Source organism: Allopusillimonas ginsengisoli (assembly GCF_004153455.1).
In the GTDB taxonomy this organism is placed as follows: domain Bacteria; phylum Pseudomonadota; class Gammaproteobacteria; order Burkholderiales; family Burkholderiaceae_B; genus Allopusillimonas; species Allopusillimonas ginsengisoli.
In genome coordinates this window covers 85,356-99,824 of the sequence record NZ_SDQE01000010.1, presented here as the reverse complement: position 1 = coordinate 99,824, position 14,469 = coordinate 85,356, and the positions used below count along the sequence as shown (strand labels likewise).

The window sequence follows — 14,469 nt, the reverse complement described above, 5'->3', positions numbered from 1 at the left end:
CATGTCGGAGAAGTGGAAAGCGCCGGAACGTTTTAAAGACCGCAGCTCAGCGGCCGGCGCTTGCCGCGGCGATTCGTGCCAGCTTGTCGGGGTTGCGCTGAACATAAATGCGTTGGATGTGTTCACCACTGATGTCGAACATCAACGCGGATTCGAGTTGTCCCTGGATAAAGCGTAAAAGCGCCCACTGCTGATTGAGCATGACCAGTTCCATGCGTAGCGCGGTCTTGTGGCGCAGCGCTGCGGCAAGAAAAAGCTGTGCAATACGGCGCCCCCCAACCATGGGTTTGGGAAAACTGGTTACCTTGCCGCCGCCATCGCCCATCAACACCGCATCTTCCGCCAGCAAGGCGTTGATCCCCGCAAAATCGCCTTGTTCAAGCACTTGCGCAAAGGCTCTCAGCAGATGATGATAGGTTTCCCGGGGCACCGTGAAGCGTGACTGCTTAGTGCGCAACTGTGTTCTTGCGCGGCTTACCAGCTGCCGGCATGCCGCCTGTGTTTTTCCCAGGGCTTCCGCGATCTGGGCGTAATCGGCATCAAAGACATCATGCAAGAGAAACGCGGCGCGGGCTTCGGGGGTCAGTCGTTCGAGCAGCATCAGATAAGCCATTGATATGTCATCGGCGCGTTCGCTGATTTCTTCTGGCGTTGCCGGAGATTCCGACATTTGAGGCTCCGGCAGCCATATGCCAGGGTAGTGGTCTCGCTGCCGCTTGGCAGCGCGCAACTGGTCGATGGATAGCCGTGTTGTGACGGCGACAAGCCAGGCTTCTGTATTATCAATGTTCTGTTGCGCTGCGCCATGCCAGCGTAGCCAGGCGTCTTGCACGACATCTTCCGCTTCTGCGACGGAGCCAAGCATGCGATAGGCAATTTTCTGCAGTCTCGGGCGAAGCTCATTAAACGTATCGGCGGCGTGGTCCATGGGCAGACTCCTTGGGCATGGATGGGTCTATGATGGGTACTGCAATGATCAACTCAGGAGGCCTCATGGACCACGCAATGTTCCCCGAACCTACCGCCGCGCTCGCTCGCAAACGTAAAGCGCTGGCGCCCGAGCCGCTTGCCGCCTTCAAGGCATTCAGCAAGGCCGTCTTCGCGCCTGGCGCGCTGGATGCACAGACCAAGCAACTGATCGCCGTCGCGGTGGCCCATGTGACACAGTGTCCGTATTGCATCAAAGGACACACCGAACTTGCGGTGCGCGCCGGAGCAAGCGAGGCGCAGATCATGGAGGCAATCTGGGTCGCTGCCGAAATGCGGGCAGGTGGCGCTTTCGCACACTCGGCGCTTGCGCTGCAAACACTTGATCACCAGCACGCCCAAGAGAGCGATTGACGCGGCGGCCAGGCGGTACGCTGACTGATCGCTTCTGTTGCCCACTTGAACGACGGGCTGTAACCCTGCGATATTCCGGGATGAACCGCGCATACGCCCGACAGGCGTATGCGCATCGGAAATAGTATTGCTGGGCGTTTGGTTTGTCCATGGGCTGTATGGGCGCGCATGTACTCTGGCTGACGCCTTGGCCGCCAACGTCCGTACTGATGGAAAAGCACGCGATTGATGCATTGGCGACAACAGAGTGGGACCTTCCACAGGTCTACCGCGCTTAACGTCGACTTCCTAGAATTTGCCTGACAGGGTGGCCGCGCCACGACGGGTTCGATCTGCAAGATGCTGATCATGTCTGGTGCGCCCTGTACAGGAAAGTTCTCACAACATAATAAATGGGAGGGAGGCAGCGCGATGGATGACCTGTATTTTATGCAATCGCTGCTCGAGCAGTACGGGCAATGGCTTTTGTTTGGCGTCGTTGTACTGGAGCAGATGGGCTTGCCGGTGCCGGCCTATCCCTCACTGATCATCGCAGGCGCGCTTTCGGCGAGGATGGCTGGCGCCGCTTCTCTGCTCGGGCCGTTGGGCGTGGTCGTTGCCGCGTGTCTGGCGGCAGACATCGCATGGTACTGGGCCGGGCGCCGCTTCGGTAGCGTGCTGACCCACTTGATCTGCCGCCTCTCGCTCTCCCCAACGGCGTGCGTCTTGCGCAGCGCCAGCTTCTATCATAAATATGGACCCCGGATACTCTTGATCGCAAAGTTTTGTCCCGGTGCGGGCGCCATGACAACTTTGCTGGCCGGAACGAGCGGGGCTCGCCTGCGAACCTTCATTGTTTTCGACGCGGTGGGTTCCGCCATATGGGGAGGATCCGCCCTGGCCTTGGGATATGCCTTTCAGGACACTGTGGCGAAAACGATTGCGTTGCTCAAGCCTTTCGCGTTGTATGGTGTTGTAGTCACAATGTCGCTTGCTTGCGTGGCGCTGGCGATAGTGTGGTATCGGCGGCGTCCGCAGCAGGTTTCTGTAAAGCTGCAGCCACGCATACCTATGTCGGGTTTGCGGCAGCTGTTGACCGATAAAGAGTTATAAGGCAACCCATGTGCGCGCCGCCTGGGCTTCTCGCGCAGAGAATTGAGGTGTCTGGAGGGCAGGCGATTTGAGCCAGGGCAGGATGGGCCATTCTTACTGCGCAGGCGTATCGGGGATTAGCCTGCGCCCCAGGCTGATGGCCTCGTCCTGCACGTAGCCCAGGCGCCGATAGAATTCCAGCGCCTGGGTATTGTCGCTACGTACCAGAAGATTTATTTTTGGACAACCGCGAGCGATCAACAAACGCTCGGCTTCATGTATAAGCGCTTTGCCATGGGCTCGCTGACGAAAGGCGGGGTCGACCGCCAGGTAGTAGACCCAGCCTCGGTGCCCATCGAAACCGACCATGGCACTGGCCATCAGTTGTCCGGCCTCGGTGCCGACAAGAAACAACTCGGGCTGTTCCGTCAGTTTGCGGGCGATATCACGATGGGGATCATTCCAGGGCCGGACCAGGCCGCAAGCATGCCAAAGGGCAATGACCGCTGTTTCATCGTTTGGTTGATAGGATCGGATTTCCATAACGAATAGTACTGGCGAGTTAATACATCACATCGATGCGTTTCAGATGGATTGTATTCGCGGCGGCGCCAGGGTTTGCTGCGAGCGGCTGCTATGACGCTTTAGGCCGCTGAACAACCCTGACCGTGCCGCTGTCTCCACCGCCGCAAAACAGCAGCCCATCACCATCCGATTCCAACCCCGATACGCCTAGTCCTGCAGACATTTCCAGTACTTCGAGCACTTCGCCGGACTGCGGATCGAGCCGCCTCAGTTCACTCTCGCCATCTTCCCACGTGCCATGCCAGAGCTCGCCGTCAACCCAGGTGACACCGGTGACAAAGCGATTGGACTCGAGTGTGCGAAGCACGGTACCGGTGGAGGGATCGACTTGGTGGATTTTGCGGTCAGCGTACCTGCCCACCCATAGCGACCCTTCCGCCCATGCAAGTCCAGAGTTGCCTTCTCCATCCGGTGCAGGAATCGTACTGACCACCTGACCGCTGGCGGGATCGATTTTCTGGATGATGCCAGAGGCGATCTGGTACAGGTGCTGGCCGTCGAATGTGGTGCCGGCATTAGCGGCTGTATCAATGGACTGCGGCATCGAGCCATTGTCGGGGTTGAGTGCGAGGAGTTGATCGCCGGTGGCCACCCAGATATTCCGACCATCGTAGGTGATGCCGTGTACGGCGCCCACGTCAGGCAGCGGTCCGTACTCACGCAGGATGGTGGCGGCTGTCCGGGTGATATTGGCGGTAGATGCATTCATGTCTGTCTCCTAATGATTTGTTCACGAAAGGGAAAATCTCCACGCTTTCATGCTAATCGTTGGGCAGCGGTGTGGGGAGTAACAAGATTGTCGTGAATCCCGGCACGGGTGGCATCATCCAGCGGCGGGCACGACCGTGACCATAGGTTTGCACCTTGCCTGCGGACGCAAGCGCCTCCAGCGCGCGCTGAATAGTGCGTTGGCTGGCACCCAGCGCCAGCGCCAGGGTGGAACTCGACCAAGGCTCGCCATCGGCGAGCAGTGCGAGCACCGAAGCATGTTTTTCGTCGGCAAGCCGTGCCAGCACAACGACTTTGCAGCAGCCGCGCGACTTCAGAACAAAGCCTCGCGGCGTTGCGGATACTTGCGCCACGGGTCGCAGCACTTTGCGTAACCGACCCATCTCAACGCGCAGGCGCGCGCGGTGTGACTCATCCGCCACTTTCATGCGGAATGCGTGGGTGATGAGCTGTTCCCTGCTCACGTCCGCTGGCCATGCTTCGCCCAGTATGCGTGCGAGCGTAAACAGCACGGGGCGACCAAGAAGCGAAATGATGGCGTTCCCGTGGCGAACGACATGGTGACATGCATCCACCATCAGCACCTGAGCGTTCAACGCCTGAGCATTCAGCAACGCTTCCAGCTCTTGAAGCACGAGGCGTTGTTCTCCGTCGCTGCCAATCAGACGTGCGACGGGATTGTTCAGGGCAGCGAAGGCTTGTTCAACCTCCACCTGCAGGCCCGGGATGCCCGCGCGTTTCGCCGCTCGGGCAGCGCTGGTGAGCGCTTTATGCGCCGCGCTCGACTGCAGGCGTCGTATGGCGATTCCTGCCACCACAAGGTCATGCGCGGCAGCCAGTGCCGGCGGCAAGCGGGTTTGGCCACGTGCGCCAAGCGTACACTCAGCTTCGTCGAGACGCCCAATGAGAAGCAGGCGTCTGGCTTCGAGATATCGCGCATGAGCCGCGTTGACGTGATCACCGTGGCGTTCGAGCGTTTGGCGCGCCGCGTCCAGTGTCCTGGCCGGCCAGCCCAGGTCACGCGAGACAAGTGCGATGTCGATGTCCGCGATGACGCATTTGGCGCGCGCCATCGCTTCGTTCGGTCCAAAGGCGCGTGCAGCGCTTCGTATGAGTTTCCGTGCGCGAGCGAAATCCCCCAATTGCGCCATCGCGATGCCGCGCAGCGCCAGCGCTGACGCATCATTGCGCAACGCGACAAGGTTCAGGGCCTCAAGGGGGTTGCCGGCCGCGAGCATGCGGGCGGCGGTTGAGATCAGCAAGTCCATCGGTATTGCGGCGCTTGCGCCGTGTTCAGCGTGCTGTGCAAGTCAAGTCGGACGGCCCGACCCGTAACGGTATCAGCCCCCCTGCGACGTTAATTACCGCCGGACTGGCTGCGGGGTGCACCCGTCGCGGCGCCGTTGTTGCCATTGATTTGCGTGCTATCGCTTTTTTCTGCCTGTTGTTCGCCGGGCGTCTTATGGTCCATTGTGCCACTCATCTCTGGCGAGTTCGGGGCGCTTTGGTCGTTAGTGCTGTAGCCGCCTGGCGTGCGTGGCGTGGTGTCCATGCTGCCGCCGCTGGTGGCATCGTTTCCAGTGTTCGAGGGCGTATCGGTGCCCGGCTGAGAGTTGCTGACAGTGCCTGCGTCACCGCCGCCTTGCGCGAAAGCGATTGGGGACATCATGAGCGGCAGGGCACACAGCGATATTGCGAGTAGTTTCTTCATGTGAATCTCCTTGGCATGGCCAGAATGGCCTGCACCAGTAACACAGCAATTACCGTACCGGCGCGCAAGGTTGGACGCCTGAGCTGCTCCACAACGCGCTGACGCAAGGCCTGTCAAATGAAAGCAGGGCGTGCTTAGACCAGACGTTGGGCTTTGCGCAGTTCGCCGGGCGGGTAGCCAAGCACGCGTTTGAAGGCGCGACTGAAAGCAGCTAATGAGCCATATCCCAAGCGATATGCCACGACTTCAATGTTTTCCTGGTCGCGGCTGATCCACTGCATTGCCAGGCGCATGCGCAGTTCGGTCAGATAGCGCACAGGGGTCATCCCGGTCACAGCCAGAAAGCGCTCGGCGAACACCGAGCGTGAACTGCCCATTTCCGCAGCGAGCTCCGCGACGGTCCAGTTCCGCCCCGGCTCGCGGTGTAGTGCGAGGAAAACCTTGCTTAAGCGCGGGTCGCGTAGCGCTTGTACCCATCCTGTTGCATCACCACAGCCGCATTCCACCCATCCCCGCACGATAAACGCCGATACAACGTCCGCCAGCCGTGACAGGATGCCTGCGAAACCCGCGCGCCGGGCGAGTGCTTCGTGTTCCATGGCCTCTAGCATGGGCCGGATCTCAGGATTGCGATCCAGTAGCGTGCTGACCAGCATCACTTCGGGCATGGAGGCCACCAGCAACTGCATGCCGCCAAGGTCGAATTCCATGCAGCCGCTGAAAATCAATGCACCATCCTCCGCAACGTTTGTCTGTCGGGCGTTCGGCGAGATGGCGCATACGGTAGGGCAAAGGTCTGTCGTTGCGAATACATCAATGTTTCGGCTTGTAGCATGTGGCCCAGACAGCAGTTCGTGCGCAACGCCTTGCGGCAATAGCAATGCATCGCCTGTGCCCAATTCAAACTGTTTGCCTGTTGCTGTGCGGAGCAGCACCGGGCCGCGACCAATGAAGTGAAACTGGGCACGCCCTGCCGCTTGGCTGAATGCCAGACCGAATGGCGGCGTCATATCGATGCGCCGGTACTTCACACCGACCAGTCGCATACCCAGCAGCAGCTCACTGGCCAGATCATACGAGGGCGCCTGTGCAACCATTTGTGGTACAGACGGCGCAGGTGAAGCATGTGTAGTGATTGGCATGAAAATCCGGACGAATAATCAAAAATATCGGACTCCATATCATAGACCATCCGTTTCTGCTGATCTACGCTACGGCTTCACGTATTAGGAAAAAGTTGTCCATGAATTCATCCTCCCACACGGTCGGGTCATCCCCGGTGTGTTCCAGGCCCGCCTGGAACGCAGTATTCTCTCTCGCGCTTGGCGTGTTCGGATTGGTAACCGCAGAGTTTCTACCAGCCAGCTTGCTGACCCCGATGGCATCTGAGCTTGGCATTAGCGAGGGTCTGGCAGGCCAGACGGTAACCGTCACTGCATTGGTTGCGCTTGTAACTGGCTTGTTGATCGCGACGGTGACGCGTCGCATTGACAGGCGATATGTTTTGTTGGCGTTTTCCGTTTTGTTGATGGCATCCAATTTGTTGGTCGCCTGTGCGCCGAATCTGGTTGCATTGCTGGCAGCCCGCGTGTTGCTGGGCATTGCGTTGGGCGGATTCTGGACAATGTCGGCGGCGACCGCAATGAGGCTGGTAAACGTCGAGCAGGTGCCCCGGGCACTGGCCATGATTTTTGCGGGCGTGTCGGCAGCAACGGTCGCTGCGGCGCCGATGGGGAGCTATTTTGGCCACGTGATCGGTTGGCGCAATGTTTTCCTGGTGGCGACGGCATTAGGTTTGCTGGCTTTTGTGTGGCAACTGCTGACGTTGCCGAGTATGGCGCCATCGGGGTCGGCGCGGTTGGGTACGATGGTAGACGTACTGCGGCGCCCGCGCATTGCGGTGGGGATGCTGGCCTGTATTTTGGTGTTTACGGGCCATTTTGCATTTTTCACTTATCTGCGGCCCTATCTGGAGCATGTGACGGGAATGGGGGTGACAGGGGTGTCTGCCATATTGCTGGGTTTTGGGCTGGCCAATTTCCTGGGCACTTCGCTCGCGGGTTTTTTGCTTGAGCGCAATCTCAAGGCAACATTGATGGTGATGCCGCTGATCATGGGCGCGGTGGGCTTGAGTCTGGTGAGCGTGGGAAGAGCGCCCGTCGCGGATGCCGGACTGGTGGCTTTATGGGGGATGGCGTTCGGCGCTGTGCCGGTCGCCTGGTCTACCTGGCTGACGCGTGTCGTACCTGATGAGGCGGAAAGCGGTGGCGGGCTGATCGTTGCGGCCGTTCAGCTGGCAATTACAATGGGGGCTGCCGCGGGTGGTGTCTTGTTTGACGCCAGCGGCGCCCGAGGCGTTGTGCTGGGTAGCGCCACGGTGCTGCTGATTGCTGCGTTAACCGTATTTCGTGGTTTTCGCACGCGGCTGGCGCCTGCTGGCTGTGCAGGTTAGCTCACGGTTGGGCGCCATTGCTTCAACAGTGCCGGCAACTCGCTCATGTTGGCAAATACGTGCTGCACGCCCACTGCCCGCAACGCATCCGCGCTGCTGTGCGCCGTGTTGTCGGGGCTGTAGCCGAATACCGTTGCGCCAGCCGCGAGTCCGGCGGTGGCTCCGGTGGTGGTGTCTTCCACGATGGCGCAGCGGGCCGGATCAACGCCCAGGGCCATTGCGGCGGTCAGGTATACGTCCGGAAAAGGCTTGCTGCGTGCCAATTCCTGGCCACTGAAGACTCTGCCGTTGAAACAGTCGGCCAGGCCAATTTTGTTCAACTGCAGTTCGACTTTGCGGCGATCTGCGCCGGAGGCCACGGCAACACGTCCTCCCACGGCATCATGCAGCCATCGCGCAGCTTGCGGCGCGCCGGGGATTTCGACCAGGTCCTGATCCAGCGCGTTGTTGCGGCGTTCGTGAAACTGCGCCATCCAGTCCGCATCGAGGCGCACGCCTGTGCGCTCCTCGATCAGCATGATTTCATCTTTGACCGCTTTGCCGATGAATATGCGCATGCATTCGTCGGTTGAGATGGGCCAGCCGATTTCGTTCAGCATCTGCGTCAGAACGCGATTGGTGATGGGTTCGGAGTCTACAAGCACGCCATCGCAATCGAACAGAACGGCGTCAAAGGGAAAGTCAGTCATTACAGCGTGAGGCCAAGGTTTCAAAAGGATAAGGATAACCGGCATCGGGAAACGAAATCCACCGATGTCCCTGGACGCTCCGAAATGCCAGCTTCTCTGCACGCTCAAAGCGTGCAGACTCAGTACACATCGCGCCGGTAGCGTCCGGTGTCGATCAATTGCTGCAGCTGCGCTGGGCCCAGCGTCTCGGTCAATACATGGTGCACGTCCTGTGCCATCCCTTTGAGGCTGCCGCATACATAAATGGCCGCGCCCTGCTCGACCCAGGCGCGCAGGTTGGTGGCTGCCTGGCGCAAGTGGTGCTGGACATAGACCTTATCGGTTTGGTCGCGGGAAAATGCCAGATCCAGCCGCTGCAGTGCGCCACGTTGCTGCCACGTCTCGATGTCGTGTTGAAAGTAGTAGTCGTGCTTGCGTGTTCGCTCGCCAAACACCAGCCAGTTTTTATAGTTTCCTGTGTCGGCGCGGGCCTTCAGGTGGGCCCGCAGTCCGGCCAGGCCCGTGCCATTGCCAATCAGAATCAAGCCCCGGTCGGGCTCGGGCGCATGAAAATTGCGGTTCGTCCGGATACGCAGCGACAAGGTATCGCCCGGCCTGAGCTGTGTGGTTAGCCAACCGCTGGCCAGGCCCAGATTGCCATCAGGGCTACGCATCTGGCGAACCAGCAGGTGAATTGCACCTTCGGACGGCAAGGACGCGATGGAGTACTCTCTGAGCGCTGGCGTTGCGTTGTCGGACGTAGGCTGCGGGATGCTGATTTCTGCAATGTCGCCAGCCTGCCAGTCGGGCAGAGCGCCATTGCATGGCTGCAGCACCAGATGGAAACAGGGGGCGTGTTCATTGCCGGGGTTCAGCAAACGGCATGCTGTCAGTTGCCATGCGCCGTATGTCGGGGATTGCCAGGCGGGCAAGTCAGGCGCCCTGAGCGCCTGGGCAACCTGACGCTGCCAGCGTTGCAGCGCCGTCGTATCGCCATTGTTGACCTCAATGCGGTCAAACAGGCTGTGCGCGCCTTGGCTGTGCAGCCAAGCATCCAGTGTTTTGCCAAACTGGCAAAAGTGCGTGTATTCCTGATCGCCAAGCGCGAGGACAGCATAATGCAGGGCGCCGAAAGGGGACGATGCGCCAAGCTGACCATGGTGGCCGCCTGCATTGGCCATGAGTTGCGAGGTAAAGCTTGAGGCCGAGTCTGGCGCATCACCTTCGCCTGTGGTGCTCACGATAAACAGAATGTGCCTGTCTTGCGCCAGGAGCGGGGCGTCGATCAGGCTTAGTGGCAGAATCAGCGTTGGGATGCCTGCCGCATCCAGGCTCTGGGCGGTGCGGGTGGCAATGTCTTCTGCAACGCCGGTCTGGCTGGCGTAGGCGATCACTGTGGTTGAAGCGTCGGCCTGCGCCTGGGCGCCGGCCGCGGTGGATGCAGCGAGGGCCTGCCGTGTGCGCCGCCGATGCGCAATCCATGTGTGCAGACACAGGATCAGCCAGAACAGCAATAGGCTCGCAGCGGCCAGGTATCGTTCCGCCATGATGTTACCTGGATTCAGAAAGCGCCTTGAACTCAGGCGTCATGTACGGCTCAAGGCCGTTTGCTGTGGAGATCATGAATAGCGCGGCCAGTTTGTGTTGCCGGGCGTAGTTCATGCCCTGGTCTGGACCCAGCACGGTCAGGGCGGTCGACAAGGCATCGGCCTGCATGCAATCGGGATGCACGACGGTGACCGATACCAATGCGTGTTCCAGAGGATAGCCTGTGCGCGGGTCTATGATGTGTGCGTAGCGCTTGGCACCCTTGCGGAAAAAGCGCCGATAGTCGCCTGATGTGGCCACGGATAGGTTGTTCAGGGAAATGACTGCCGCAACGGCCGGCTCAAGGCCTGAGCCGGGCTGTTCGATGGCCACATGCCATGGCTGGCCGTCGGGGCGCTGGCCGCGCCCACGCAACTCGCCGCCGACTTCGACCAGATAATCATGAATGCCCAGCGTGTCCAGGGCGCGGGCTGCCTGGTCCACGCCAAAGCCTTTGGCGACAGAGGAGAGATCCACGCGTGTGCCTGCTTGTTTGTGTACACGCAAGGTGTCGGCGTCCAGGCGCAGCCTGCGCCACCCCACGAGCGCCCGCGCTTCGGTGAGCTCGGCACTGGACGGCGGCTGGTGGGGGCGTTTCTCTGCACCAAATCCCCACGCGTCAACCAGGGGCCCTATCGTGGGGTCGTAAGCGCCGTGGGTCTCCTGTGCCAGTCTCAAGGCATAGTCCAGAACGCTGAAGAAGGGTTTGGGGATGGCCTGCCATCCGGCAGGCGCCCGATTCAGTTTTGATATATCGGACTCGGCTTCCCAGGTGCTCATGTGCGCCACGACCTGATCGAGCGCCGTTTGCACCGCCGATTGCGCCTGTGAGCGTGTTACACCGACGGGTAGCACAGCGTTGACAGACCAGCGTGTTCCCATGCTTTCGCCAGACAGCTGCGCAAGCCCTGCGGCCATTGACACAGGGCAGGCGGCAACCAGCAACCACGCCATCAACAGGCGCGGCAGCAGGCTCCACGAAACCGCTATATTCACTGGGGCAAGACCTCGAAGGTGGCAACGTAGGCAAGACGGCGTTCGGAAGCCAGATCGCTCACGGTTTTGTCGTCTTCGGCATCCACATCCATCCAGTACATCCCGGCCTGCGGCCATTTGACCGAAAACTTGCCCTGGTCGTCGGTCTTGAGCTTGATTTCATTGACCTGGTCACGATAGCGGCTGCCGCCGGGTACGACGAGTACCTCGAGACCGGATGCGGGCTGGCCGTCCAGCATCATCTGGAACTGTGCGGTCTCGCCCGCATAGAGGTCATTTGGATGCGTGAGCGCCACGAGTTCCAGCCCCTTGCCGCTGGGTTTGACATCGGTCGGCTTGCCGGCAGTGACAAAGGTTTCGATACGACGCACGGATTGCCATACCTTCAGCTTGTCGGCCTTGGCGGGTATGTGTTGCGCGGCGTCCTGAGGCTGACCGAACCAGCGTTTCCGTTCGCCGCCTTCTTCCCAGTTCGCGGCGATCGCATCGCCGACAATCGCCAGGCGGTAGGTGCCCGCCTGGGTCAGGTTGAGGTCGAAGGTGCTGCGCAGTTTGCCGGTGCTGGTGTTTTGTGGTTCGACGGCCGTGCCGTCTGGCGCGGTGACTGTCAGGCCGTTCAGGCGCAGCGCATTGTGATTGAAATAGAACTTGTCGTTTCCGGCTGCGGCGTCCACGGTGATCCAGCCTTTGTCTGACGACAGTACGGTGGCGGATGGCAATAGCCAGACGTCATGTGCCTGAGAGGCGACGGGCAGACAAAACGCAAGCGCGGCGGCGAGGCGAATGAGAGGTTTCATGAAAAGGCTCCTAAGGATATGGGTGGATTCAGGGGGCGAGGTCCAGCGTGACGACACCCAGTTCGTGTTCGCCTTGCGCGGTGGTTTGTTCGTTTTTGCTTGGCGGCCAGGTAAACGGCAGGCGTAGCAGTTCGCGCCCGCCCAGTTCGCGTGCGGCTTCTACGACCAGGTTGTACTGGCCTGCGGGCAGGGTGGCCAAGGGAGCCTTGCCGTCTTCGAACGTGACGAGGTGGTTGCCCACGGGCTTGGTTGCGCCGCTGACGCCGTCGATGGGAAAGCTGTGGTTGCGACCGCTGCGCCGCCACCACTGTCGCAAGTCCTTGAGCCATTTGGTGCCTTCGTCGTTCTTGTTATCCAATTCGTACCAGACCGCCAGATCGGCAGCGACGCGGTGGTCTGGCTGTTCTATCCACAATGCCACGTAGGGCCGGTGGTAGGAGGCAACATCGAGCCTGGGTATATCGATGTCGACGGTGAGGCTGGCCGCGTGAACCGGCAGGGCCAGTGTCGCCGTCAGGGCAAAGGAACGAAGCAGAAAGCGCATGGGTATTCTCGTCAATGTATGAAAACAAGGGCCAAGATGGCGGGCACCACGATGCCGAGTCCAACCATCGGCCAGGTCGCTGCACGGTTGCCGGCGTGCATCTTGAGCAGAAACAGCCCCGTAAAGGAAAAAATCAGGCAAGCCACTGCAAACAGATCAATGAACCAGCTCCAGGCCAAACCTGTGTTGCGACCTTTGTGCAGGTCGTTCAGATAGGAAATCCAGCCTCTGTCGGTCACTTCGTACTCGATCTCGCCGGTGGCGAGATCAACGCTGAGCCAGCTGTCGCCGCCGGGTCGCGGCAGGGATACATAGATTTCATCGTTTGACCATTCGGCCAGACGGTCGCCGGTGTCGATATCAAGTTGCTCGGACAGCCAGGCGCGTAAAGCGGGCGGCAGCGGTGTTTTTTGCTTGATGTCCGCGGCCATTGCCTCGACCTGCGCTTGAAGGGCGGGCGGGAGCTCGGCCATACGCGATTCGACGCGGGGGCTGGATTCAATGGATGCAGCGTGATTAAGCGTGATGCCTGTTGCCGCGAAAATCAGCATGCCCACGAGACACAGGGCAGAACTGATCCAGTGCCAGCGGTGCAGGGTTTTTAGCCAATAGGCTCGGCGTGCAGGATCGGGCTTGGAATTCATAGTTGATGATTAGACGTTTGGGCAGAATGTTATCATCAAATAAGAATAAATCTCATATTCATTCGCCGCGCCTGGCGGTGCATCGGTTTCAGTTTGTTGCGAAGGCAGGCCGTTGCACAAACAGCATTCGTGCAAGGCATTTGCGGGCGCATTAATGACTGCTGGGGGCAGGGGTGCGTGTGGCCGGCGCCGCCAAACCGCCATTGACCTGGAACTGGCCAATACCATAGGTGATGGTCGTACTGGCGCCAGCCTGCTTGAAGACGACTTCCTGGGCGCGGGTTTCGCAAAGCCATTGCGTAATTAGCCGGGGTGTTTTCTGTGCCAGTGCCAGCGGGGTAAACAGCGCGACACAGCGGCCTTGGCGGGTATCGCGGGCCGATGAATACTCAAAGGCCTCTACGCCGGCTTCTCGCATTGCTGTGCCGACTTCCTGGGTGGCGTGATAGCTGCATGGATGGGTGAGCTCGGAGTGATGGTCGTCGAACGGGGCGTTGTGCAGCCGTATCCCTTTGGCAGTTCTATAGCCCACGGAAAACAGCGTATGCTGGCTGTGGATGGCAGGCTTGATGGGCTTGGCGCTCATCGAATTCCAAAAAACAAAACGGTAGTATGCGGATTCGGCCAAGGTGGTGTCTGTGCTGCAGCCGCCGTAGAAAATCCCAGGTTCATGTATGCGGCCAAATCGCGAGCCCCACTTGAGTGGCGGATAGCGAAACGGCGTTTTCAGCAGGTAATGGTAGCCATCGCAGTGTTTCGGATAAGGCGGCTTCACGCCTTCGAGCAAGGCCTCCAGGACCGCTTGTTCTTCGAGCGTATCGACATAGCCCATGGTTGCGATCTGCTCCTGGCTTTCGACCAGCCGGCTGAGCAGACCGTGGAGTGGGCCGATGTGCTGCGGCCCGTTGCACGCTTGCCAGATCGTCATACCTTGCCTCGCAGGGCGTCGACGAATTCCAGCACAGCGATCAAGCCTTGGATACGTTCGATCTGCTTGGCCGGGACGCCCCCGGTCGCGTTGTTTGGCGTGTGCATGAAGTGGCGTATCCATTCCTGGTCGCCGCCCGTCAGCGCAAACAGTGCACGCGCGATGCGTACGAGAATCAGGGCAAGTTCACCCTGTTTGGATGCAGGGTCAAGCGAGGGCGCTTGCTTGAGGCGGCTGATGGCCGTTCGGTGCACACCCAGCACGGCAGCCAGATCAGCTTGCTTGAGGCCAAGCTGATCGGCGGCCTTGAGTACGGCTTTGGCAAGCACGACGTTGGGCGATGGCATGAGGTGGTGCAGGGCAGGCATGGTGCGGTTGCACATCGTTAATGTACACACCGCTACGTTAGCATTTCA

Annotated in this window: 17 protein-coding genes; 3 read left to right on the top strand and 14 right to left on the bottom strand. The window is 59.9% G+C overall.

What is annotated here, in order from left to right:
* Positions 1 to 46: 46 nt before the first annotated feature.
* On the bottom strand, positions 47 to 928 hold the full coding sequence (locus tag ERE07_RS16205) for an RNA polymerase sigma-70 factor (RefSeq protein ID WP_130010078.1): 882 nt from the start codon (positions 926 to 928) through the stop codon (positions 47 to 49).
* Between the two features lie 65 nt (positions 929 to 993).
* Between ERE07_RS16205 and ERE07_RS16200 the strand changes: the two genes are divergently transcribed.
* Both ERE07_RS16200 and ERE07_RS16190 read left to right on the top strand, forming a co-directional pair.
* Positions 994 to 1,341, top strand: a complete 348-nt coding sequence (locus ERE07_RS16200; protein WP_130010077.1) for a carboxymuconolactone decarboxylase family protein — start codon at positions 994 to 996, stop codon at positions 1,339 to 1,341.
* Between the two features lie 411 nt (positions 1,342 to 1,752).
* Positions 1,753 to 2,433, top strand: coding sequence for a DedA family protein (locus ERE07_RS16190; RefSeq protein WP_167670944.1), 681 nt, complete (start codon positions 1,753 to 1,755; stop codon positions 2,431 to 2,433).
* A 93-nt stretch (positions 2,434 to 2,526) separates the two neighbouring features.
* Here the strand turns inward: ERE07_RS16190 and ERE07_RS16185 are convergent, their stop codons facing one another.
* The 5 genes from ERE07_RS16185 to ERE07_RS16165 all read right to left on the bottom strand — a co-directional run bounded on the left by ERE07_RS16185 (position 2,527) and on the right by ERE07_RS16165 (position 6,534).
* Positions 2,527 to 2,955, bottom strand: coding sequence for a GNAT family acetyltransferase (locus tag ERE07_RS16185; protein WP_130010074.1), 429 nt, complete (start codon positions 2,953 to 2,955; stop codon positions 2,527 to 2,529).
* Between the two features lie 91 nt (positions 2,956 to 3,046).
* A complete protein-coding gene (locus ERE07_RS16180) occupies positions 3,047 to 3,685 on the bottom strand; it encodes a Vgb family protein (RefSeq protein WP_130010156.1) in 639 nt (212 codons plus the stop codon).
* Positions 3,686 to 3,758: 73 nt separating this feature from the next.
* Positions 3,759 to 4,994, bottom strand: a complete 1,236-nt coding sequence (locus tag ERE07_RS16175) for a winged helix-turn-helix domain-containing protein (RefSeq protein ID WP_130010073.1) — start codon at positions 4,992 to 4,994, stop codon at positions 3,759 to 3,761.
* Positions 4,995 to 5,083: 89 nt separating this feature from the next.
* Positions 5,084 to 5,437: a hypothetical protein gene (locus ERE07_RS16170; RefSeq protein WP_130010072.1), complete on the bottom strand. Its 354-nt coding sequence runs from the start codon at positions 5,435 to 5,437 to the stop codon at positions 5,084 to 5,086.
* A 134-nt stretch (positions 5,438 to 5,571) separates the two neighbouring features.
* Entirely contained in the window at positions 5,572 to 6,534 is a 963-nt protein-coding gene (locus ERE07_RS16165; RefSeq protein WP_130010155.1) for an AraC family transcriptional regulator, read from the bottom strand.
* 146 nt (positions 6,535 to 6,680) lie between these two features.
* Between ERE07_RS16165 and ERE07_RS16160 the strand changes: the two genes are divergently transcribed.
* A complete protein-coding gene (locus ERE07_RS16160; RefSeq protein ID WP_130010071.1) occupies positions 6,681 to 7,889 on the top strand; it encodes an MFS transporter in 1,209 nt (402 codons plus the stop codon).
* On the opposite strand, the gene ERE07_RS16155 is transcribed toward ERE07_RS16160, so the two are convergent.
* The 8 genes from ERE07_RS16155 to ERE07_RS16120 form a co-directional block, all read right to left on the bottom strand.
* Positions 7,886 to 8,578, bottom strand: a complete 693-nt coding sequence (locus tag ERE07_RS16155) for an HAD family hydrolase (protein WP_130010070.1) — start codon at positions 8,576 to 8,578, stop codon at positions 7,886 to 7,888. The genes ERE07_RS16160 and ERE07_RS16155 overlap by 4 nt on opposite strands.
* 119 nt (positions 8,579 to 8,697) lie before the next feature.
* Positions 8,698 to 10,104, bottom strand: coding sequence for a sulfite reductase subunit alpha (locus ERE07_RS16150; protein WP_130010069.1), 1,407 nt, complete (start codon positions 10,102 to 10,104; stop codon positions 8,698 to 8,700).
* Between the two features lie 4 nt (positions 10,105 to 10,108).
* On the bottom strand, positions 10,109 to 11,098 hold the full coding sequence (locus tag ERE07_RS16145; protein WP_130010154.1) for an FAD:protein FMN transferase: 990 nt from the start codon (positions 11,096 to 11,098) through the stop codon (positions 10,109 to 10,111).
* 38 nt (positions 11,099 to 11,136) lie between these two features.
* Entirely contained in the window at positions 11,137 to 11,937 is an 801-nt protein-coding gene (locus tag ERE07_RS16140; RefSeq protein WP_130010068.1) for a DUF4198 domain-containing protein, read from the bottom strand.
* A 28-nt stretch (positions 11,938 to 11,965) separates the two neighbouring features.
* Entirely contained in the window at positions 11,966 to 12,481 is a 516-nt protein-coding gene (locus ERE07_RS16135) for a DUF2271 domain-containing protein (protein ID WP_130010067.1), read from the bottom strand.
* An 11-nt stretch (positions 12,482 to 12,492) separates the two neighbouring features.
* Positions 12,493 to 13,125 (bottom strand): PepSY-associated TM helix domain-containing protein, encoded by a 633-nt coding sequence (locus tag ERE07_RS16130; RefSeq protein ID WP_130010066.1) that lies wholly within the window; start codon positions 13,123 to 13,125, stop codon positions 12,493 to 12,495.
* Between the two features lie 151 nt (positions 13,126 to 13,276).
* On the bottom strand, positions 13,277 to 14,053 hold the full coding sequence (locus ERE07_RS16125; RefSeq protein ID WP_130010065.1) for an RES family NAD+ phosphorylase: 777 nt from the start codon (positions 14,051 to 14,053) through the stop codon (positions 13,277 to 13,279).
* On the bottom strand, positions 14,050 to 14,421 hold the full coding sequence (locus ERE07_RS16120; protein WP_130010064.1) for an MbcA/ParS/Xre antitoxin family protein: 372 nt from the start codon (positions 14,419 to 14,421) through the stop codon (positions 14,050 to 14,052). Before ERE07_RS16120 ends, ERE07_RS16125 begins: the two co-directional genes overlap by 4 nt.
* Between the last annotated feature and the right edge of the window lie 48 nt (positions 14,422 to 14,469).

What these genes read in the sequence shown, in the direction of transcription:
- ERE07_RS16205 (WP_130010078.1), bottom strand. Translation starts at nt 928, where the DNA reads ATGGACCACGCCGCCGATACGTTTAATGAGCTTCGCCCGAGACTGCAG.
- ERE07_RS16200 (WP_130010077.1), top strand. Translation starts at nt 994, where the DNA reads ATGGACCACGCAATGTTCCCCGAACCTACCGCCGCGCTCGCTCGCAAA.
- ERE07_RS16190 (WP_167670944.1), top strand. Translation starts at nt 1,753, where the DNA reads ATGGATGACCTGTATTTTATGCAATCGCTGCTCGAGCAGTACGGGCAA.
- ERE07_RS16185 (WP_130010074.1), bottom strand. Translation starts at nt 2,955, where the DNA reads ATGGAAATCCGATCCTATCAACCAAACGATGAAACAGCGGTCATTGCC.
- ERE07_RS16175 (WP_130010073.1), bottom strand. Translation starts at nt 4,994, where the DNA reads ATGGACTTGCTGATCTCAACCGCCGCCCGCATGCTCGCGGCCGGCAAC.
- ERE07_RS16170 (WP_130010072.1), bottom strand. Translation starts at nt 5,437, where the DNA reads ATGAAGAAACTACTCGCAATATCGCTGTGTGCCCTGCCGCTCATGATG.
- ERE07_RS16165 (WP_130010155.1), bottom strand. Translation starts at nt 6,534, where the DNA reads ATGGTTGCACAGGCGCCCTCGTATGATCTGGCCAGTGAGCTGCTGCTG.
- ERE07_RS16160 (WP_130010071.1), top strand. Translation starts at nt 6,681, where the DNA reads ATGAATTCATCCTCCCACACGGTCGGGTCATCCCCGGTGTGTTCCAGG.
- ERE07_RS16155 (WP_130010070.1), bottom strand. Translation starts at nt 8,578, where the DNA reads ATGACTGACTTTCCCTTTGACGCCGTTCTGTTCGATTGCGATGGCGTG.
- ERE07_RS16150 (WP_130010069.1), bottom strand. Translation starts at nt 10,104, where the DNA reads ATGGCGGAACGATACCTGGCCGCTGCGAGCCTATTGCTGTTCTGGCTG.
- ERE07_RS16145 (WP_130010154.1), bottom strand. Translation starts at nt 11,098, where the DNA reads ATGGCGTGGTTGCTGGTTGCCGCCTGCCCTGTGTCAATGGCCGCAGGG.
- ERE07_RS16140 (WP_130010068.1), bottom strand. Translation starts at nt 11,937, where the DNA reads ATGAAACCTCTCATTCGCCTCGCCGCCGCGCTTGCGTTTTGTCTGCCC.
- ERE07_RS16135 (WP_130010067.1), bottom strand. Translation starts at nt 12,481, where the DNA reads ATGCGCTTTCTGCTTCGTTCCTTTGCCCTGACGGCGACACTGGCCCTG.
- ERE07_RS16130 (WP_130010066.1), bottom strand. Translation starts at nt 13,125, where the DNA reads ATGAATTCCAAGCCCGATCCTGCACGCCGAGCCTATTGGCTAAAAACC.
- ERE07_RS16125 (WP_130010065.1), bottom strand. Translation starts at nt 14,053, where the DNA reads ATGACGATCTGGCAAGCGTGCAACGGGCCGCAGCACATCGGCCCACTC.
- ERE07_RS16120 (WP_130010064.1), bottom strand. Translation starts at nt 14,421, where the DNA reads ATGCCTGCCCTGCACCACCTCATGCCATCGCCCAACGTCGTGCTTGCC.